Below are 19,551 nucleotides of genomic sequence, written 5' to 3' on the forward strand. Positions count from 1 at the left end.
TAACATGCGGCGTCCAGCGCGACGACCGCGGAGAGAACCCTGGAGCCCAGCGCGCGTGACGAACCGCAAAGAGGTCAGCTGTTGACAGTGGCGATTAGAGAACTATCCGGGAAAACCTGAAACAACTCATCGATACGGTGGTGTCCATCGTCGGCTCATGGATATTGGGGCTGATGATTGCGGCAACGATCGTGCTGCCGCGCCTGATCCCGGCAAGCTTGATCGCCGGTTCGGGATCGGCACGATCGCGATTGGCTTTGCCTTTCAGGACTTCTTCCAGAATTTCCTGGCGGGCATCCTTATACGTAGTGCGTCAAAAGATGCGCATCTGCGACGTGATTAAACGTCAGGATATTGTCGGCAAGGACGAACATATCTCCCTGCGCGAGACCCATGTCCGCAAATTGTCAAACGAACTCACGTTAGTCCCCAATTCGACCCTGTTCAAGAATCCCGTCGAAATCTTGACCGACAAACATCAGCGGCGGCACGAGATCATCGTCGGCGTGTCCTATCTGGAGTTAGCCCGTGGTGCTATTCGCGCAGCAATGGAGGGGATCAAACTGATCTATCAGAACTGACGGATCGACATTTTTGCGCGCGCTTTCAACTCCATCGACTTGACCTATCCTCTCACAGTGGCGCAACCGATCGCACGGAGTAACATTTCCTGAAACGCCGGTCAGGCCGCGTCCGCGTGAGCGCCATGTTCGTAGTCGGCGAGAAACTTGAGAACCTCCTCGCGGTATCCATAGAATTTGGGATGCTCGAGCAAAGCCTTGCGGTCGCGTGGACGCGGCAGGTCGACGTCCAATATCTTGCCGATCGTCGCGTTTGGACCATTGGTCATCATCACCACCCGGTCAGCAAGCAGAATGGCCTCATCGACGTCGTGGGTGACGCAGATGGCCGTGACCTTGGTACGTTCCCACACCTCCATCAGAACATCCTGCAAGTCCCAGCGGGTCAGGCTGTCGAGCATGCCGAAAGGCTCATCGAGCAGCAGCAATTTGGGCGAAAGCGCAAAGGCGCGGGCGATGCCGACCCGTTGGCGCATGCCGTTTGACATGTCGGCGGCGCGCTTGTCCATGGCATCGCCAAGGCCAACGCGCTGGAGATAATATTCGACGATGTCGCGCCGCTCGCCCTTGGCGGCGTGCGGATAGACGCGCTCCACGCCCATCGACACATTCTGCCGCGCGGTGAGCCAGGGCATGAGCGAGGGTGCCTGAAACACCACCGCCTTGTCGGGGCCCGCAGCATCAATTTCATGGCCGTCGAGGACGATGCCCCCACCGCTGATGGAATTAAGGCCGGCCGCCATGGTAAGCGCCGTCGATTTGCCGCAGCCCGAATGGCCGATCAACGATACGAAATCACCTTTGTCCATCAACAGGTTGAAATTTTCCAGGACGGTGAGCGGTCCTTTTGGCGTTGGATAGACCTTCTTCAGATTGAAGAATTCGAGATAACGACGGCTCAGATTTGTCTTGGCCGCATCCTGATAGGCTTTTGGCGGAGAGAGAAGACTGATCGGCGTTACATTGGGTAATTGGCCTTCGGCCTCCGCCCCCACGGCTTTCTGCCCCTCGTTGAGAACTCCCAGATAACCGGCGATCTCGTTGCGAAGCGCCTTGAACGCATCGTCATGGTTCATGGCCGCCCGGTCGCGCGGACGCGCGATCGTAACGTCAAAGATGCGCCCGATCCTGGCACTCGGCGCGGGTTCCAGCACCGCCACCCTGTCAGCGAGCAACAGGGCTTCGTCCACATCATTGGTGATGAGCAGGATGGTTCGCTTTTCCTGCTCGCGAATCCGATCAATCTCTTTCTGCAGCTTGGCGCGGGTGAGCGCATCAAGCGCCGAGAGCGGCTCGTCCAGAAGCAGGATCTCCGGCTTCATGGCGAGCGCGCGCGCTACCGACACACGCTGTCGCATGCCGCCCGAAAGCTGCGCCGGCTTGCGATCGAGCGCATGGGAGAGACCGACAAGCGCGATGGTGGATTGCACCAGCGCGTCGCGCGTCGCCTTGTCCAACCCGCCATGCACAGCATCGACGGCGAGACGCACATTGCCTTCGACGGTCAGCCAGGGGAACAGCGAATAGCTCTGGAAAACCAGGCCCCGATCCGAACCTGGTCCGGTGCAACGCTCGCCCCTGACCAGTATTTCGCCTTCATCGGGCTCGATAAGGCCGGCGATAGAAGAGATTAGCGTGGTCTTGCCAGATCCCGAAAAGCCTAAGATGGCGATGAACTCGCCCTCGGCCACGTCAAGGTTGATGCCTTTGAGCACCTCGGTCCGCGCGCCGCTGCCATCGACATAGGCCTTTGAGACATTGCGCAGTGAAAGAATAGGCTGGGTCATGGTCGCCGCTCCCTCAAATGGCATGGTTTCGGCTGGCAAGAGCCTGCAGGAAGCTCATGATCCGGTCGAGCATGAAGCCGATCAGGCCGATGGTGATGACCGCGAACATGATGCGGGCGAGCGATTGGCTTGAACCGTTTTGGAACTCATCCCACACGAATTTTCCAAGGCCTGGATTTTGCGCCAGCATTTCCGCAGCGATCAACACCATCCAGCCCACGCCCAGCGAAAGACGCATGCCGGTGAAGATGTAAGGCAGGGCGCTCGGCAGCACGAGCTTTGTAAGTTGCTGGAACCAGGTAAGGCGAAGCACGCGGCCCACATTGAGCAGGTCCTTGTCGATCGATGCCGTGCCGACCGCAGTATTGATCAGCGTCGGCCAGAGCGAGCAGAGCATTACCACGATGGCGGAAATCACGAAGCTCTTGGGCAGCATCGGATCGGGACCCGACATTGTCGCGGATATGACCATGGTGACGATGGGCAGCCATGCGAGCGGGCTCACGGGCTTGAAAATCTGGACCAGCGGATTGATCGCGGCATTGACCCGCTTGGACAGTCCGCAAATAAGTCCCAAGGGCACGGCAAACAGGCTGGCCAGCACAAAGCCCAGCGCCACCGTCTTGAGAGACGTCAATATCTGGTCAAGAAAAGTCGGCGCTCCGGCATATACGAAATCCTGCGCCTCGGCCACGCGGCCCGCCGCCTCCAGCGCGTCGTTGCGCGCGTCCTGGGCCTCGTAGAACGTCGCCTTGGAGTCGGCATTGGCCTGATATTCGCCATAAAGTGCGACGCCCTGTTCGGCGACCTCGACCGGCCCCGGTAGCGTTCCCAATGACGTATCGACCTGCGGGGCAAGCACGCCCCAAAAGGCCAGAAAGACAAGGATGCCCGCCATGGGCCAGATCAGTCCCTTGGCGAATTCCGTCACATCCTTGGTTTCAGGGACAATGCGGGTGAACAGAGCTTTAAAGCTCCTTGCCGCCCCGCGTGCCGGAGAAGCCCCTTTCGAGGGCTTCTCCGGTGCCGTGGGAGCGGCGTTCCTGACGTCGCTTACGGCGACGGGAACTGCCTTGGCCTCTGTTTCCCCGCCGTTTGTCCGCAAAATCGCTACGTTGCTCATCGCATTGTCTCCGTCGCTCATTCATGCATACTCAGTTGGATTTGACGCCAGTGGCGGTCACTATGGCCTTGCCTTTCAGGCCAATCGGGAACTGGGCGAGATAGGCGTTCGGTTTCTTGCCGTCGAAAACCTTGCCGTCGATGAAGCCGCTCTGCGGCGCCTTGAAACCATCGGTTTCAGGCAGGCTGGCTGCCGGGATGACGCCCTTGTCGACCAACCCCTTGGCTGCGGCCATATAAAGGTCAGGACGATAGACAGCTTTGGCGGTGTCGAAATACCACTGGTCAGCCTTCTCGTCGGCGACCTGGCCCCAGCGGCGCATCTGAGTCAGGTACCAGATGGCGTCCGAGTAGAAGGGATAGCCCGCATATTCGCGGAAGAAGATATTGAACTCGGGTGCCGGGCGGGTGTCGCCAGGTCCGAAGGTGAACTTGCCGGTCATCGATGCAGCGATCACGGCTGCGTCCGCGCCGACATAATTGGGCTGCGACAGGATCTTCACCGCCTCGGCCCGGTTCTTGCCATCCTCGGCATCAAGCCATTGCTGCGCCTTGATGACGGCACGGAGCAGGGCGGCGGTGGTTTGCGGATATTTGTCCGCGAAATCCTTGCGCAGGCCCAGGACTTTTTCGGGGTTGAGGTGCCAGATCTGCTCGTCGGTGATGACCGGCACGCCGATCTTCTTCTGCACGGCGGCCTGGTTCCAGGGTTCGCCCACGCAATAGCCCTCGATCGTGCCGGCCTCCAGTGTCGCGGGCATCTGCGGCGGCGGCGTCACGGAAAGCTGAACGTCCGCATCGATCGTGCCGGCAACATCGCCAGGGGCATAATAGCCGGGGTTGAGGCCGCCTGCGGCCAGCCAATAGCGCAGCTCGTAATTGTGCGTCGAAACCGGGAACACCATGCCCATCTTGAAGGGCTTGCCCTGCTTGTTGAAGCTTTCGACGACCGGCTTCAGCACGGACGCTGAAATCGGATGGGTGGGCTTGCCGTCCGCTCCCTTGGGCAGGCCCGGCTCGATCATCTTCCAGACCTTGTTGGAAAGCGTGATGGCGTTGCCGTTGAGGTCGAGGCTCAGAGGCGCGATCAGATCGGCTTTGGTGCCATAGCCAATGGTGGCGGCCAGGGGCTGTCCGGCCAGCATATGCGCGCCGTCGAGCTGTCCCCCGATGACGCCATCGAGCAACACCTTCCAGTTGGCCTGTGGCTCCAGCGTGACGTTAAGTCCTTCCTCGGCAAAGAAGCCCTTTTCCTTGGCGATGGCCAGCGGGGCCATGTCGGTCAGCTTGATGAAACCGAGCTTGAGACTGGGCTTTTCCACCGCGCCTTCCGGCAGCGCCGCCGCCGCGACCTTCTCGTCACTCTCACCTTTCCCGCCGCCGCCACATGCAGCCAACAGAGATGACGCAAGCACCACCGCCATCAGCGATCCGCTCTTTTTCAGGAATCCACGCTTATCCAACATGTGTTCTGACCCTTTCGAATTTTCACCGAGAGGCGATCCGGAAAAGCAAAAGGGCACAAAAAAAGCCGCCACGACTGACAGCCTCAAGGCTCGTCGGGCGGCATCATTGCCTTTGGCTTATTCCCACTAGGAACGCCTTCCAGGCTCGCCCCCCATGTTGGACGACCTGAAATATGAGTCGAGCTTCTTTGCCTGACGGACGCTATGTATTTCAGGAGTCGGCGGATTGAGCAAGAATAATTTTTGCATCTGCGAAAAGACCATATTGTACCCGTTTGAAAGTCCATTCGGATTTCACCGTGGCCGAGGTTGCCTTTCCGATCAGACGCACCTTCGCCATCTGGTCCCGAACCGGCGATTGAAAAACTGGTTGAGGCCCAGCAGCGGGCGGCCGATCAGGAAGGCTTCGACCGGTCGATAGGGCCGCTGTCGAGCAGGGGCGCGGCGTCGATATGCTGGGCGTCCATGAGCATCGCCAGCCGCTCGACCGACGCGAGAATCATGGCCTGTTCCCACGATGGCAGATCGTCGAACCGCTCCGTGAAGGTGATTTGCAACAAATCCGGGGCATCGGTCAGCGCCGCACGTCCGGGGGGAAGCGCGGAGAGAATGAATTGCCGCTTGTCCCTTTCGCTGCGCTGCCGCTGGACGAAGCCCAGTTCCTGCAGCCGATCGACGATGGTGGTGATGGTCGCCTGGCTGAATTGAAGTGCCTGGGCGATCGTTCCGGGTGTGGCCGAATCGCGGGAATCGATCTCACGCAAAACGAGCCATTGCGAAGGCGTGAGCCCAGTCGCGTTGGCGAGGCGGCGGCTGCCGATTTCAGTGGCGCGCAGGACGCGGCGAAGGGCGCGGAGCGTCAGGGACGCGATGTCTGAATTCATGAGGGAAATATAGAAAGGACGGGCATTGGACGCCATGCGAAATCCTTCAATGATCGAAGCATTTTCATAGATTCTTTATCCATCGAAGGATTGAAAATCCACAGTCGGGTTGAAAAACGAGTCAAATCTGACTACATAACGCCGCAGCAAGAGGGGATGGCCTAATCCACAGAAAATTATAATTCGGGAGATAAAGTATATTTGAGTCAAATTCCGATGCGACTGATGGGTCGCCACGGACGATCGCGCCCTTTCCAGCGGGGCGACCGTGCAAGTTCCAGTTCCGCAGGCCGGTCGCCATTGACGGCCCGGCTGTCACTGCGCTGATCGCCCAGTGTCCGCCGCTCGATCCCAATTCGGCCTATTGCAACCTCCTTCAATGCACGCATTTCGCTGACATCTGCGTGATTGCCGAGCGGGATGGCGCGATCGTCGGATGGGTTTCCGGATACCGCCCGCCTTCCGAGCCGGGCAGTTTCTTCGTCTGGCAGGTCGCCGTAGCGCCGGCGGCGAGAGGCCATCGGCTGGGTGCCCGCATGATCGAATCCCTTCTCGGCCGGCCATCGGCGAAAGGCGTCACCCACCTCATCACCACGGTGACGGAGGACAACCGGCCGTCCTGGGCCTTGTTCGAAGGACTGGCGAAGCAGTGGGGCGCTCCCCTGGCCAAAAGCGCGCATTTCGAGCGCGAAACCCATTTTGCCGGTGCCCATGCAACCGAATGGCTTGCGTGCATCGGACCGTTGACCGCTGAACGGCGCGGCCAAAACCAAGGAGAATTGGCGACATGATCACCACCCGTCCCCAACCCACAACCCGAAAACCCGACACGGCGATCTACGAACGGCGCGAGTCTGCCGTGCGCAGCTATGCCCGGTCCATGCCACGCCAGTTCAACAAGGCGGAAGGCGCGTGGATGCATGACAATCAGGGCGGGCGTTACCTCGACTTCCTGTCGGGCTGTTCCACGCTGAACTATGGTCATAACCACCCGGTGCTGAAACAGGCGCTGCTCGACTATATCGCGGCCGACGGCATCACCCATGGGCTGGACCTGCACACCGATGCCAAGGCGGCGTTCCTAGAGACGCTCGAAACGGTAATCCTGAGGCCACGCGGCCTGAACTATCGAGCGATGTTTACGGGTCCCACCGGCACCAACGCCGTGGAGGCTGCCATCAAGCTGGCGCGCAAGGTCACGGGGCGCGAACTGGTGATCGCCTTCACCAACGGCTTTCACGGCATGACGCTGGGGGCGCTCGCCTGCACGGGCAACGCCGCCAAGCGCGGCGGCGCGGGCGTGCCGCTGTCCCATGTCGCTCATGAGCCCTATGACGGCTATCATGGCCCCGACGTGGACACGGCCGATTTGCTGGAACGGCGCCTGTCCGATCCGTCGAGCGGATTGGATGCGCCCGCCGCGATCCTGGTGGAAACCGTGCAGGGCGAAGGCGGGTTGAACAGCGCTTCTCCCGAATGGCTCCGCAGGATCGCCGCCATCGCCAGGCACCACGGCGCGCTGATGATCGTCGATGACATCCAGGCGGGTTGCGGCCGCACCGGCGGCTTCTTCAGTTTCGAGGGAATGGGCTTCACGCCCGATGTCGTTACCATGGCCAAGTCGCTGTCGGGCATGGGGCTTCCTTTCGCCCTTGCCCTGTTCCGGCCGGAACTCGACCAGTGGTCGCCGGGCGAGCATAACGGCACCTTCCGGGGCAACAACCACGCCTTTGTGACAGCGACCGCCGCGTTGCGCCATTTCTGGGGCAGCGCCATGTTTCAGGCCGACATCGCCCGTCGCGGCACATTGCTGGAACGGCTTCTGGAGACGATGGCGGCGGAACACGGGCTTTCGACACGCGGCCGGGGCATGATGCGCGGCATCGACCTCAAGTCGGGCGAGATCGCCACCGCAGTTACCGCCGGCTGTTTCGAGCGCGGCCTCATCATCGAAACCAGCGGCGCGCATGACGAGATCGTCAAGGTTCTCGCGCCCCTTGTCATAGACGACGCCCTGCTGTCGGCAGGCCTGGACATTTTGGAAATCTGCATCCGCGAAGCACTGGCCGTCCACTACGGCGTCGCCGCAGAGTAAAAGGAAACATCATGATCGTTCGCAAATTACAGGATGTTCGCAAGTCGGACCGCAATGTGAAGTCCGCTCAGTGGGAAAGCGCGCGTCTCCTTTTGAAGGATGACAGCATGGGCTTTTCCTTCCACATAACCACCATGTATGCGGGTGAAGAAATCCACATGCACTACCAGAATCATCTCGAAGCGGTGCTGGTGCTGAAGGGAAACGGCACCATCGAGGATCTGGGCACCGGCATTACCCATCAGCTGGCATCCGGCGTCATGTATGCCCTCAATGCCCATGACAAGCACATCGTCCGGCCCCAGACCGACATTCTTTGCGCCTGCGTCTTCAACCCGCCGGTCACCGGCAAGGAAGTGCATGACGAAAGCGGCGCCTACCCGGCCGAGGCGGACATGATCCGCGAGGCCGCGCTTACCAATTGATCCTGACGAAAGGGGGAAGTTCCTTGCAAGACATCTACCCGTCCCGCCATGCGAAGATGGCGGAGTTTCTGCCGCGCCTCGACCCGGTCGTCCATGGCGACTGGAGCGAGGACGCACCGATCGGCAAGGACCAGGCCGCGCAGTTCGACCGCGACGGCTATCTGGTGCTGAAAAACCTGTTTTCGGACGAGGAAGTCGCCTTTCTCCAGAGGGAGGCCGGAAAGCTGCTGGCCGACCCCGCCGCGCTCGACGAAGAGACGGTCATCACCGAACGGGATAGCCGCGAAATCCGTTCCATCTTCCAGATACACACGCAAAGTCCCGTGATCGCAAGACTGGCGGCCGACGAGAGGCTGGCCAGCGTAGCGGGGTTCCTGCTGGGAGATGCGGTGTACATTCACCAGTCGCGCCTCAACTACAAGCCCGGGTTCCAGGGCAAGGAATTCTACTGGCACAGCGATTTCGAAACCTGGCATGTCGAGGACGGGATGCCGCGTATGCGGGCGCTGTCCATGTCGGTGCTGCTGGCGGAGAACACCCCGCATAACGGGCCGCTGATGCTGATCCCCGGATCGCACCGGAGTTTCCTGACCTGCGTCGGGGAAACGCCAGAGGATCATTATCGCATGTCGCTCAAGCGCCAGGAATATGGCGTGCCGGACGAGGACAGCCTGGCCGAGCTGGCGCACCAGCACGGGATCGTCGCACCCACCGGGAAACCGGGATCGGTGGTGATCTTCGACTGCAACATCATGCACGGGTCCAACGGGAACATCACGCCCTTCCCCCGCGCCAATGCCTTCCTGGTCTATAACGCGATGAGCAACCGGCTTGCTGCGCCTTTCGGGGTCGAGAAGCCGCGCCCCGAGTTCATCGCGGCAAGGGGCCAGCCCAGGCCGGTCGTGCCGGTATCGGGGCCGTTGATCGAAAGGGTGCCGACATGAGCGGCCATAGCGTCGAGAAGATCGGCGGAACATCCATGGCCGCCACCGCCACACTGTTCGACAATGTCCTGATCGCGGGGCGGAAAGGCGCGGATCTTTACAACCGCATCTTCGTCGTGTCCGCCTATGCCGGGATCACTGACCTATTGTTGGAGCACAAGAAGAGCGGCAAGCCGGGCGTCTATGCACGCTTCGTCGCGGACGAAGGTGCCGACGGCTGGCGCGAGGCGATGGAAGAGGTGCGCATCGCGATGCGGTCGCGCAATGCGGAGATGTTCGTGCGGGCCGACAGCCTGGCCCGAGCGGACGCTTTTGTCGATAAGCGGATCGGCGCTGTGGCCGCCTGCCTGGACGACCTTGCGCGACTGCGCAGCCATGGACGCTTCTGCGTCAAGGAGCAACTGATGACGGTGCGCGAGCTGCTTGCCGGTGTGGGCGAGGCGCACAGCGCCCACAGCACCGCGCTGCTGCTCAAGGACCGGGGCGTCAATGTGGCCTTTGTCGACCTGACGCCTTGGGACCAGCAGGACATGGCCTGCCTGGACGAACGGATCATGGCGGCGCTGGAGTCCATCGACCTGTCCTGCACGCTGCCGATCGTCACCGGCTATGCCGGATGCCGCGAAGGCATGGTGCGCCGCTACGCGCGGGGCTATTCGGAAATGACCTTCTCCCGCATCGCCGTGCTGACCGGCGCGCGCGAGGCGATCATCCACAAGGAATTCCATCTGTCGAGCGCGGACCCGAAGCTGGTCGGCACCGACAGGGCGCGCAAGATCGGGCGGACCAATTATGACGTCGCCGACCAACTCGCCAATCTGGGCATGGAGGCGATTCATCCCGGGGCCGGGCGCGGGCTGCGCCAGACCAATATTCCTCTGCGCGTCCGGAACACGTTCGACCGGGAAGATGGCGGGACGCTGATTTGCGGCGACTATGTTTCGCAAACGCCGCGGGTAGAGATCGTGACCGGCATCCGCCATGCTCAGGCGCTCCAGTTCTTCGAGCAGGACATGGTCGGGGTGAAGGGTTATGACGCCGCGATACTGGAGGCGCTGACGCAGCATGGCGCATGGATCGTCAGCAAATCGTCCAACGCCAACACCATCACCCATTATCTCTCTAGCGGGGCCACCACGGTGAAACGGGTGATCAGCGACCTGCAACAGCGCTACCCGGACGCCGCGATCTCGGCGCAGCCAGTGGCGATGATTTCTGTGATCGGCAGTGAAATCTCCCGGCCGTCGCTGGTGGCCGATGCCCTGCGCGCGCTGGCCGACGAAGGCATCGGCATCATCGCGATGCAGCAACAGATCCGCAATGTCGACGTTCAGTTCATCGTTGATGTGCCGCATTATGATGCTGCCGTGCGCGTGCTGCATCGCGCCCTGGTGGAGGACGACGACGCAAGCGCGCAGGAGCAGCGCGCCGCCTGAGCGGCGCGTCGAACCAGCCATCATGCTTTTGGCCATTCAGCCTGTCCGCAGCCTGCTGCTTTCCATCTTCATGCTGATGGCGGGCAGCGGATTCCTTGCCACCCTCATCAGCCTGCGGCTCGAGCGCGCGGGCAGCGGAACGATGGCCATCGGCATCGTTGCGACTGCCTATTTCGGCGGTCTCATCATGGGGTCGTTGCGGGCGGCGAGCGTGGTTCGGCGCGTGGGTCACATCCGCGCCTTCGCCGCCTTCGTCGCGCTGCTGTCGGCCAGCACCCTTTCCTACGCGCTGCTGACGCACCCGCTCTTCTGGATGCTGCTCCGACTGATCGACGGAGTCTGCGTGGCGGGGGTGTTCGTCTGCCTTGAAAGCTGGCTCAACGACCGGGCCGAGCCGGAGATGCGCGGCAGCGTGCTGGCGGCCTATATGGTCGCGCTCTATTCGGGCCAAGCGATCGGGCAGTTGCTGCTGGGGGCGAGCGGGGCGTTGCCCGCTATCCCCTTCCAGCTTGCCTCCATCCTCATTTCGCTGTCCATCATCCCGCTGTGCCTGACGCGCAGTTCGGCCCCCGCCCCGGTGGAGGCGAGCGTCTTTTCGATCCGGTCGTTGCTGGCCGCATCGCCGCTGGGCGCTTGGGGGGCGGTGGCGACGGGCCTGATGCTGGGCGCCTTCTACGGCCTGGCGGCGGTGAATGTGCGGCGGCTGGGGCTGGATCTAGCCGAAACGGCGCGGTTCATGATGATCGTTATCCTGGGCGGGGTGGCGCTGCAATGGCCGCTGGGGCGATTGTCTGACCGTCACGACCGGCGGCGGGTGATCGTCGGCAGCTTTGCGATGGCGGCGCTGGTCAGCCTGGCGCTGTCGCTGAGTGAGGACCGCCTGTTGCTGATGGGGCTGGGCGCGCTGTTCGGCGGGTTGAGCTTCGCGCTCTATCCGCTGTGCATGGCGCATTGCAACGACCGGCTGCTGGAGACCGAGCGGGTGGCGGCGAGCGGAAGGCTGGTGCTGCTCTATTCCATCGGCGCGGCGCTGGGGCCGGTGCTGGCGGCGAGCTTCATGACCGCGGCGGGGACGGGCGGGCTGTTCCTGTTCATCGCTCTGTGCGCTGCGCTGGCCATGGTGGTCGGGCTGTGGCGGCAGCGGGCGTCGACCCCTGTGCCGGACAATTATCAGCAGGATTTCCAGATCGTGCCGCGCACCACGCCCATGGCCGCGCTGCTGGACCCCAACAGCGCCGATGATAGCCTGACCGAAGGACAGACGACATGACTGTGATTTCAAGCCACGCCGCCGCAGCGGCTCATCACGCTTCAGCGCAGGACGCCATCTTGCGCCGCGCCATCGCCGCGTCCGCCATGGGCAACGCGACCGAGTGGTTCGACTATGGCATTTACGCCTATGGGGTCACCTTTATCTCCGCCGCGCTCTTTCCGGGCAGCACGGACGAGGCGTTGCTGTTCGCGCTGGCGACGTTCGCCATCTCCTTCCTGGTGCGGCCGCTGGGCGGGCTGTTCTGGGGGCCGCTGGGCGACCGGCTCGGGCGCAAGTCGGTGCTGGCGCTCACCATCTTGCTGATGTCCGGGGCGACGCTGTGCGTGGGGCTGATCCCGGATCATGCCGCCATCGGCTTCTGGGCGCCCACTCTGCTGATCCTGCTGCGAATGGTGCAGGGTTTTTCGACCGGCGGGGAATATGGCGGAGCTGCGACGTTCATGGCCGAATATGCGCCAGACGACCGGCGCGGCTTTTACGGAAGTTTCCTGGAATTCGGGACGCTGGCGGGCTTTTCGCTGGGCGCAGCGTTGATGCTCGGTTTCTCGCTGATGCTGGGCGACGCGGCGATGCATGCATGGGGGTGGCGCATCCCGTTCCTGGTGGCGGCGCCCATGGGTCTGGTCGGCATGTATCTGCGCTCGAAAATGGAGGACACGCCGGTTTTCCAGACAGCCGCGGCGCTGCACGAGGCGGGGCCTCCTACTCCACGCCTTGGTCTATTAGTGCAGGGACACTGGCGGGCGATGCTGGTCGTGGGAGGACTGGTCGTGGCGCTCAACGTCGTCAATTATACGCTGCTCAGCTACATGCCGACCTATCTGCAGCGGCGGATCGGGCTTTCGAGCGACGAGGCGCTGATCGTGCCGATCATCGGGATGCTGCTGATGATGGCCTTCCTGCCCTTCGCGGGGGCGCTGTCGGACAGGGTCGGACGAAGGGCGATGTGGCGCGTTTCGTTGATCGGGCTGCTGGTCGCCGTCGTGCCGCTCTACATGCTGATGGCGACTGGTCTTGCGGGGGCGATTGTCGGCTTCATTCTGCTGGGGCTGCTCTATGTGCCACAGTTGGCGACCATATCGGCCACCTTTCCCGCGCTGTTCCCGACGCAGGTGCGCTTCGCGGGCTTTGCCATCGCCTATAATGTCTCGACCTCCATCTTTGGCGGGACCGCGCCGGCGATCGGCAGCGGGCTCATCAGCCTGACCGGCAACGAGTTGATGCCGGCATTTTACATGATGATAGCCTGTGTCGTCGGGCTGATCGCCCTGCGCTTCATGCCCGAGACGGCGGGGCGGTCACTATATGACGACCCCTTTGCGGAGAAGCAGGCTTGATCACCAACCTCCCCGTTGCCAACGACAGCATCGCGACGCTGGCGCGCGCCTATGTGCGCGAACCTTGGATGCAGAGCGGGTTGGCGCTGCTCCTTCTCGCGGCTTTCGCATGGATCGCCAACTGGGTGGCGAAGCGGATTGTGCTGAGGCTGCTGCTGCGCTTGTTGAGCCACCTGCCCTTCCACGTGGAGGCGCAGCATATCGGCGCGATCGTCGCGCGCCTGTCGAACATCGTGCCCGCGCTGGTCGTTCAGGTCGGCATCAGCGCCGTGCCGCATCTTCCGGCGGAGATTGTTTCCCTCATACAAAGCCTCTGTACGGCGTTCATCATCCTGACGATGGCGATTGCGATGGCCGGGCTGCTGGCGCTGCTGAATGATCTCTATCAGCGCCGCCCGGACGCCGCCAACCGACCGATCAAGGGCTATGTGCAGCTCGCAAAGCTGCTGGTCTATGCCGCCGCGGCGATCCTGATCATCGCCGCATTGATAGACCAGTCGCCGCTGCTGCTGCTGTCCGGCCTGGGCGCGATGGCCGCGGTGCTGATGCTGGTGTTCAAGGATACGATCCTGTCACTGGTCGCATCGGTACAAATCGGCTCCAACGATATGGTGCGGGTGGGTGACTGGATCGAGATGCCGCAGTTCAACGCGGACGGCGACGTCATCGATATCGCCCTGCATACGGTGAAGATCCAGAATTTCGACAAGACGATCACCACCGTTCCGACGCACCGCCTGATTTCAGAGAGCTTCCGCAACTGGCGCGGCATGGCGGAATCGGGCGGGCGGCGCATCATGCGGTCGCTGATGATCGATCAGAACAGCGTGCGCTTCCTGGACGCCGGAGACGTTGAGAGCATGGCTCGCTTCAGGCTGCTGCGCACCTATCTGGTCGCCAAGCGACAGGAAATCGAGCAGTGGAATGCCGAACACGAAGCAAGCGGCGCAATCAACGGCAGGCAGCTCACCAATATTGGCACCTTCCGCGCCTATGTGCTCGCCTATCTGCAATCGCGCGCAGACATCGCGCAGGACAAGACCCTGCTCGTGCGTCAGCTTGCGCCGAGCGAGAACGGCGTGCCGCTGGAAATCTATGCGTTCGTAAACAGCACCGCCTGGGCGGAATATGAAGGGGTGCAGGCCGATATATTCGACCATCTGATCGCCATCCTCCCCGAGTTCGGGCTGAGGCTGTTTCAGCGTCCGGCAGGCGCTGATCTGGCGGGGCTGGCGGCGCCGGGCAATAGGGAGGCTGCGCTATGCCCAGCCGTCAGGTGAAGCCTTAGAAGGGAAAGAACCAGTGGATCGCGGCCACCGCGACCGCCCAGGTAATCAGGTTGAGCGGCAGGCCGACCTTGGTGAAATCGAGATAGCTGTATCCCGCCATCTGATAGACGAGCACATTCGTCTGGTAACCGAAGGGCGTCGCGAAAGCTGCACTGCCCGCCATCATGACCGCGACCAGAAACGGTCTCGGGCTGACGCCCAGGCTTTCCGCCAGCGCGACCGCGATCGGCGTCACCAGCACCGCCACCGTCGCGTTCGACAGCAATTCGGTCAGCACCAGCGTCGCGCCATATAGCAGGATCAGCGCGCCCAGCGGTCCAAACAGGCCGACCTTACCGACGAGAGCGTTGGTGACCGACGCGGCAAGGCCGGTCTGTTCCAGGGCGATGCCGATGACGACCATGCCGACGATCAGCATGAGGATTTCGGGCCGCAAACCGCCATAGGCTTCCTCCGGGCGGATCACGCGGAGCAGGATCAGCAGCACCGCGCCGGCGAAGGCGGAGGCGGCGATGGGCGCGATGTTGAGAGCGGCCAGGGTGATCACGCCGATGAAGATCGCGGTCGAGGTCAGAGCCTTGGTCAGCGCCAGCGGCCGTTGCACGGCGAAGTCGCCGGCGTCGCCGATTGCATCGCCAGCGACGTCGAGATGGCTGACATGGTGCGGGAGCGCCGCTTCCATTCTTTCGAGCGGCGCGGGCAGCGATCTTGCAAGAAGACGCCCGGCAAAAAGGAAGAGATAAAGGCCCCCCGCCGCCGCGACCACGAGACCCACCGGCGTGATTTCGAAAAGGGAAAAGGGCGGCTGCCCCGAAGATCGGGCCATGTCATCGACAAGGAGATTGGTGGACGTGCCGATGAGCGTGCAACAGCCGCCCAGCACCGCAATATAGGAAAGGGGCATCAGGAACCGCTTGGGATCAAGCCCGAGCGATTTCGACACGTCGCGCACGACAGGTGCCGACAGCACCACGATCGGCGTGTTGTTCAGGAAGCCCGATGCGCCGCCACACAGGATGATGAGCAGCCAGATGCCCAACGCCCCGATGCGACGGCACAGCGCGACTGCCTTGCCGATCAGCAGGTCGAGCAGGCCCGACAGTTCCATGGCATGGGCGATCACGAACAGGGAAGCGAGCGCGATGATCGCCGGGCTGCCGAATGCGCCTTGCACTTCGCTCGGGCGGACCGCGCCGGTGAGCAGCAGGAGCGCAGCTCCGGAGAGAGCCACGACGTCGGCGCGTACCTTGTCCCAGATCAGCGCGACGATCACGCCGGCAAGCACGAGAAGGGTGACGAGTTGCTCAAGCGCCATGGGCACCGGCTAGCATAATGGGGCGTCCAAGACAGAAAAAATGCAAAAATAGCAGCAAATTCGGATGAGTAGGGGTCAATTTGCCGATCACTATCTGCTAGGCTGTCGCCCATGGCCGAACAGAATATCCGGTTACGCACCCTTTCCTATCTGATCGCGGCCGGAGCAGGCGCCGCGCTGACCCTCGCTGTCATTGACAAGGAGGCGGCGCGCGAACCGGCAGGCGAAAAGCAGGCGGTGCCAGAGCGCAAGCCGGTCGTTCAGGTGCCGAAAATTCCTGTCATTCCCACGCCGCCTCCGCCACTTGACCGGGCGGCGCTACTGGCGGCCGCAGCGAATGCGGCGGACGCGGTGGCAGGCGGCGACGCTTTGCCGCAGTCCAACGCGGCGCTGGTCGGGCGATCCTACATTCTACGCATGCCCTTTGGCTGTCGGGGCGAAATGACGAAGGAGAAGGAAAGCTGGGCGGGCTGGAGCTTCAACCCGAAAAGCCGTGCGCTTCGCCTGACGGCGCGCGCCAACGACCTCGCCGATGTGGAATGGGTCAAGCAGCTTGCCGATACGATGACATTCGATGCGGTCGAGGGCTTCTGGCTGCGCCGCCCCTGGACACGCGCGGACCAATGCGGGGCGGGCGATCTCACCTTGTCGGATGCAGTCCTGGACGCTTCCGCACAACGTCTGGCGATTGCCCAATTCTATTCCCCCGAAGGCCCCCGAACGCTCAGGCGGGGTGACCGCCCCTATTCCTCTACCATCAAGATGGGTGAGAGTGAAACCACCTCACCCCGCGGCTATCAGCTTCAGCTGGAAGGCAAGCTGTCGGGCTTTCCCGATGGTCAACCGGTTCACTGTCTCCAGCGCGACCCGTCTATCGCCCCCCGCTGCCTGATCGCGGTGGAGTTCGAGCGGGTGGCGTTCGTGGTTCCGGGAAAGGACGAACCGATCGTCGAATGGCGCTGAGCGAGGTGAGATCGCTGGCGCAACCGTGCGCCGTCAGTGCGGCACCGTGCCTATTTGCACACCCGTCTTGTCATGGAGCGCGAAGCGGTCGACAAGATCTTCGCTCGCCTTGTTATAGCCGATGACGTCCACCGTTCGCCCTTCGCGTCGCAGCCGCGCCACGATCTTGTCGAGCGCGCCGACGGCGGAAATGTCCCAGAAGTGCGCCGCTGACACGTCGATAACGACATGCGCCGCGCCCTGTTCACCCTGAAGGGCGCGCGTGAAGCGGTCGACCGAGGCGAAGAAAATCTGGCCCGTAACCCGGTAGGTTGCGCGAGCACCATCGTCCGACAGACTTTTTTCGACCGAGAACATGCGCTGCACCTTGCCGGCGAAGAATATGCCCGAGAGAAGCACTCCGGACAGAACGCCGAGCGACAGGTCGCGCGTCGCCACGACCACGGCCACGGTCATCAGCATGACCACCGACGAGGTCGGCGGATGTCGGCGGAGATTGGCGATCGAGTTCCAGCTGAACGTGCCGATCGACACCATGAACATGACGGCAACCAGCGCGGGCATCGGCACCTGTCCAACCCACGGTCCAAGAACCGCAAGCAGGAATAGCAGGAACGCGCCTGCCACGAAGGTCGACAGCCGCCCGCGTCCGCCCGACGTCACATTGATCACCGACTGGCCGATCATCGCGCAGCCGCCCATGCCGCCGAACATGGCCGAGACAATGTTCGCTCCGCCCTGTCCCAGGCATTCACGCCGCTTGTCGCTGTCCGTGTCCGTCATGTCATCGACGATCTGGGCTGTCAGCAGTGATTCCAGAAGGCCCACCGCTGCCATCGTCACCGAATAGGGCAGGATGATGCGCAGGGTTTCGAGCGTCAAAGGTACCTGCGGCAGCGCGAAGCTCGGCAATCCTTCGGGCAACTTTCCCATGTCCCCGACGGTGTTGACCGGCAGGCTCAGGGCGATGCTGATGGCTGTTAGCAGCAGGATTGCCACGAGCGGCGATGGCACTGCCCTGGTGACACGGGGGAACAGATAGATGATGGCGAGGCCAGCTGCGACCATTGCGTAGGTTTCCCACCCGACATTCGTCAGCTGAGGCAGCTGTGCGAGGAATATCAGAATAGCGAGCGCATTGACGAAGCCGGTGATGACCGAACGCGACACGAACTGCATCAGCAGGTCCAGCCGCAGCAGCCCCGCCACTGCCTGGATCACGCCCATGAGGATGGTCGCGGCGAAAAGATACTCGACCCCATGCTCGCGCACCAGCGGCGTTACCAGCACTGCAACGGCGGCCGTCGCGGCTGAGATCATTCCGGGCCGGCCGCCAATGAAGGCGATCACCATGGCGATCGCCACCGAGGCATAGAGACCCGCACGCGGGTCGACCCCCGCGATGATGGAAAAGCCGATGGCCTCGGGAATCAGCGCAAGCGCGACGACGATGCCCGCGAGCAGATCGCGGCGCATGGATGCGCCGTCGCTGAACCACTGCCGGCGATAGCGGGTTAGATTGCTGGTCATTTGAGAATTCCACAACAAGGCACATGGCGCTCAAAGGCGCAGATCATTTCGGGTCATGTGGATGTTGTCCGGCGGATCGGCGGCCGGAATAGCCACCCGGAATTTCACCGGGTCCTTGCGAATGCAGCGTCCGTAGCCGACAAGCATGGCGCATGGCAAGAGGGCGCGCCAGAGCGGAAAATCATCTGCCTGAGGCGCGTCCCTGGAATTGCCTCCCGTCGCTGGCCAAGGCGGCCTGTTCATTGAGCTTCATGTATTTTTGACAGAGCGGGCCATGCAAGGCGCGCCGTCACCGAACAGCGGCGCTTCAGGCAACGGGCCCCTTACCCGACCTTGGCCGACTGGGCGAGAACCTGCGCGGAAGGCTTGTTGATCGCGTCGACGGTGCCATCGGCGATCATGGATTTCGACATGGTTGCAGCCTCCGTCTTGATCGCAGGATTATCGCTGGTCTGGCTTGCGCCGATGAGGGCCGCGAGCAGCTGGTTCCTGCTCGCCGCATCGGACTTCTCGGCGACACTCTTGCGCGCCAGCGGGATGGCTTCGACATAGAGCGGCGCAGCGCCTGCCTTGTCCTGCTTGCCCAACTTGAAATTGCCCAGCTGGATCAGGATTCCAGCCAACACGCTCCTGCTCTGCGCATCGGTTGGCTTTGCTTCCACCACCTTGCGCCAATGGGGCAGACTTTCTCTATAAAGGGGCGCGATCGTATCGATCTTTTGCAAGCCGGCATTGGCCGCCGCCGCCGCATAGAGGGCGTTGGTTAGAAAGTTGACATTGTCGATATTGTCCGGCTGCGTCTTCACGGCGTCCCGGATCGCCGGAAGCGCGGCCTCATATTTCGCAAGCGCGGTCGCGTTGTCGCCGCTTTGCTGAGCCTTCTGAGTAGCCGTAAAATCGGTCACGGCCTTGTTGAAGGCAACGATCTGTTCCTGGCTGAGCGCCGATGCGGGGGAAGGCGAGGCACCTTGCGCGACAGCAGGAAAAGCAACGGAAAGGAAAAGGGCGGTCAGCAAGGCACGATGCATCTGATTTCTCCGGCGGTGCGGGCGCGCGCGGACCGGTCCTGCTTGCTCGCATGAGCCTTATATGAGGATTGGCAAG

General features: G+C 62.3%; 17 protein-coding genes and 1 other annotated feature. Of the genes, 10 read left to right on the forward strand and 7 right to left on the reverse strand.

Annotation, left to right across the window (positions count from 1 at the left end; translation table 11 throughout):
* Window positions 1-140: 140 nt before the first annotated feature.
* Window positions 141-581, forward strand: coding sequence for a mechanosensitive ion channel family protein (locus tag EBBID32_RS24280; RefSeq protein WP_231382257.1), 441 nt, complete (start codon window positions 141-143; stop codon window positions 579-581).
* A 101-nt stretch (window positions 582-682) separates the two neighbouring features.
* Here the strand turns inward: EBBID32_RS24280 and EBBID32_RS19580 are convergent, their stop codons facing one another.
* The 4 genes from EBBID32_RS19580 to EBBID32_RS19595 form a co-directional block, all read right to left on the reverse strand.
* A complete protein-coding gene (locus tag EBBID32_RS19580; protein WP_006964683.1) occupies window positions 683-2,368 on the reverse strand; it encodes an ABC transporter ATP-binding protein in 1,686 nt (561 codons plus the stop codon).
* Between the two features lie 13 nt (window positions 2,369-2,381).
* A complete protein-coding gene (locus tag EBBID32_RS19585) occupies window positions 2,382-3,491 on the reverse strand; it encodes an ABC transporter permease (RefSeq protein ID WP_156022625.1) in 1,110 nt (369 codons plus the stop codon).
* A gap of 31 nt (window positions 3,492-3,522) precedes the next feature.
* Window positions 3,523-4,956, reverse strand: coding sequence for a CmpA/NrtA family ABC transporter substrate-binding protein (locus EBBID32_RS19590; protein WP_037492014.1), 1,434 nt, complete (start codon window positions 4,954-4,956; stop codon window positions 3,523-3,525).
* 395 nt (window positions 4,957-5,351) lie between these two features.
* Entirely contained in the window at window positions 5,352-5,876 is a 525-nt protein-coding gene (locus tag EBBID32_RS19595; protein WP_006964691.1) for a MarR family winged helix-turn-helix transcriptional regulator, read from the reverse strand.
* Between the two features lie 206 nt (window positions 5,877-6,082).
* On the opposite strand from EBBID32_RS19595, the gene ectA reads away from it, so the two are divergent.
* The 8 genes from ectA to EBBID32_RS19635 are packed head-to-tail and all read left to right on the forward strand — an operon-like array spanning window position 6,083 to window position 14,630.
* Entirely contained in the window at window positions 6,083-6,631 is a 549-nt protein-coding gene (gene ectA / locus EBBID32_RS19600) for a diaminobutyrate acetyltransferase (RefSeq protein ID WP_081628139.1), read from the forward strand.
* Complete coding sequence (gene ectB, locus EBBID32_RS19605) at window positions 6,628-7,935, forward strand: diaminobutyrate--2-oxoglutarate transaminase (protein WP_006964695.1); 1,308 nt, start codon at window positions 6,628-6,630, stop codon at window positions 7,933-7,935. The genes ectA and ectB overlap by 4 nt, the downstream gene beginning before the upstream one ends.
* Before the next feature lie 11 nt (window positions 7,936-7,946).
* Complete coding sequence (locus EBBID32_RS19610) at window positions 7,947-8,360, forward strand: ectoine synthase (protein WP_006964698.1); 414 nt, start codon at window positions 7,947-7,949, stop codon at window positions 8,358-8,360.
* A 23-nt stretch (window positions 8,361-8,383) separates the two neighbouring features.
* Window positions 8,384-9,304 (forward strand): ectoine hydroxylase, encoded by a 921-nt coding sequence (gene thpD, locus EBBID32_RS19615; protein WP_037492018.1) that lies wholly within the window; start codon window positions 8,384-8,386, stop codon window positions 9,302-9,304.
* Entirely contained in the window at window positions 9,301-10,740 is a 1,440-nt protein-coding gene (locus EBBID32_RS19620) for an aspartate kinase (protein ID WP_006964702.1), read from the forward strand. The genes thpD and EBBID32_RS19620 overlap by 4 nt, the downstream gene beginning before the upstream one ends.
* 22 nt (window positions 10,741-10,762) lie before the next feature.
* Window positions 10,763-12,010 (forward strand): MFS transporter, encoded by a 1,248-nt coding sequence (locus EBBID32_RS19625; RefSeq protein WP_006964704.1) that lies wholly within the window; start codon window positions 10,763-10,765, stop codon window positions 12,008-12,010.
* Window positions 12,007-13,350, forward strand: coding sequence for an MFS transporter (locus EBBID32_RS19630; RefSeq protein ID WP_006964706.1), 1,344 nt, complete (start codon window positions 12,007-12,009; stop codon window positions 13,348-13,350). Before EBBID32_RS19625 ends, EBBID32_RS19630 begins: the two co-directional genes overlap by 4 nt.
* Window positions 13,347-14,630 carry a mechanosensitive ion channel family protein gene (locus EBBID32_RS19635; RefSeq protein WP_006964708.1) on the forward strand — a complete coding sequence of 428 codons (1,284 nt, stop codon included), beginning with the start codon at window positions 13,347-13,349 and terminating at the stop codon, window positions 14,628-14,630. Before EBBID32_RS19630 ends, EBBID32_RS19635 begins: the two co-directional genes overlap by 4 nt.
* A gap of 4 nt (window positions 14,631-14,634) precedes the next feature.
* Here EBBID32_RS19635 and EBBID32_RS19640 read toward each other — a convergent pair whose 3' ends face one another.
* Window positions 14,635-15,954 carry an SLC13 family permease gene (locus tag EBBID32_RS19640; protein WP_006964710.1) on the reverse strand — a complete coding sequence of 440 codons (1,320 nt, stop codon included), beginning with the start codon at window positions 15,952-15,954 and terminating at the stop codon, window positions 14,635-14,637.
* 111 nt (window positions 15,955-16,065) lie between these two features.
* On the opposite strand from EBBID32_RS19640, the gene EBBID32_RS19645 reads away from it, so the two are divergent.
* Complete coding sequence (locus tag EBBID32_RS19645; protein ID WP_006964712.1) at window positions 16,066-16,917, forward strand: hypothetical protein; 852 nt, start codon at window positions 16,066-16,068, stop codon at window positions 16,915-16,917.
* A gap of 33 nt (window positions 16,918-16,950) precedes the next feature.
* Here EBBID32_RS19645 and EBBID32_RS19650 read toward each other — a convergent pair whose 3' ends face one another.
* A complete protein-coding gene (locus EBBID32_RS19650) occupies window positions 16,951-18,447 on the reverse strand; it encodes a SulP family inorganic anion transporter (RefSeq protein WP_006964713.1) in 1,497 nt (498 codons plus the stop codon).
* 62 nt (window positions 18,448-18,509) lie between these two features.
* Window positions 18,510-18,565 (reverse strand) — a sequence feature (sul1 is cis-regulatory element that is thought to sense ions involved in sulfur or methionine metabolism; They are found in Alphaproteobacteria).
* Between the two features lie 205 nt (window positions 18,566-18,770).
* Window positions 18,771-19,475: a hypothetical protein gene (locus EBBID32_RS19660; protein WP_006964716.1), complete on the reverse strand. Its 705-nt coding sequence runs from the start codon at window positions 19,473-19,475 to the stop codon at window positions 18,771-18,773.
* Between the last annotated feature and the right edge of the window lie 76 nt (window positions 19,476-19,551).

Source organism: Sphingobium indicum BiD32, from assembly GCF_000382885.1.
In the GTDB taxonomy this organism is placed as follows: domain Bacteria; phylum Pseudomonadota; class Alphaproteobacteria; order Sphingomonadales; family Sphingomonadaceae; genus Sphingobium; species Sphingobium japonicum_C.

Bases quoted from the DNA above. Each gene is read 5' to 3' on its own strand.
- EBBID32_RS19580 (WP_006964683.1), bottom strand. From the start codon at position 2,368: ATGACCCAGCCTATTCTTTCACTGCGCAATGTCTCAAAGGCCTATGTC.
- EBBID32_RS19585 (WP_156022625.1), bottom strand. From the start codon at position 3,491: ATGAGCAACGTAGCGATTTTGCGGACAAACGGCGGGGAAACAGAGGCC.
- EBBID32_RS19590 (WP_037492014.1), bottom strand. From the start codon at position 4,956: ATGTTGGATAAGCGTGGATTCCTGAAAAAGAGCGGATCGCTGATGGCG.
- EBBID32_RS19595 (WP_006964691.1), bottom strand. From the start codon at position 5,876: ATGGCGTCCAATGCCCGTCCTTTCTATATTTCCCTCATGAATTCAGAC.
- ectB (WP_006964695.1), top strand. From the start codon at position 6,628: ATGATCACCACCCGTCCCCAACCCACAACCCGAAAACCCGACACGGCG.
- EBBID32_RS19610 (WP_006964698.1), top strand. From the start codon at position 7,947: ATGATCGTTCGCAAATTACAGGATGTTCGCAAGTCGGACCGCAATGTG.
- EBBID32_RS19620 (WP_006964702.1), top strand. From the start codon at position 9,301: ATGAGCGGCCATAGCGTCGAGAAGATCGGCGGAACATCCATGGCCGCC.
- EBBID32_RS19625 (WP_006964704.1), top strand. From the start codon at position 10,763: ATGCTTTTGGCCATTCAGCCTGTCCGCAGCCTGCTGCTTTCCATCTTC.
- EBBID32_RS19630 (WP_006964706.1), top strand. From the start codon at position 12,007: ATGACTGTGATTTCAAGCCACGCCGCCGCAGCGGCTCATCACGCTTCA.
- EBBID32_RS19640 (WP_006964710.1), bottom strand. From the start codon at position 15,954: ATGGCGCTTGAGCAACTCGTCACCCTTCTCGTGCTTGCCGGCGTGATC.
- EBBID32_RS19645 (WP_006964712.1), top strand. From the start codon at position 16,066: ATGGCCGAACAGAATATCCGGTTACGCACCCTTTCCTATCTGATCGCG.
- EBBID32_RS19650 (WP_006964713.1), bottom strand. From the start codon at position 18,447: ATGACCAGCAATCTAACCCGCTATCGCCGGCAGTGGTTCAGCGACGGC.
- EBBID32_RS19660 (WP_006964716.1), bottom strand. From the start codon at position 19,475: ATGCATCGTGCCTTGCTGACCGCCCTTTTCCTTTCCGTTGCTTTTCCT.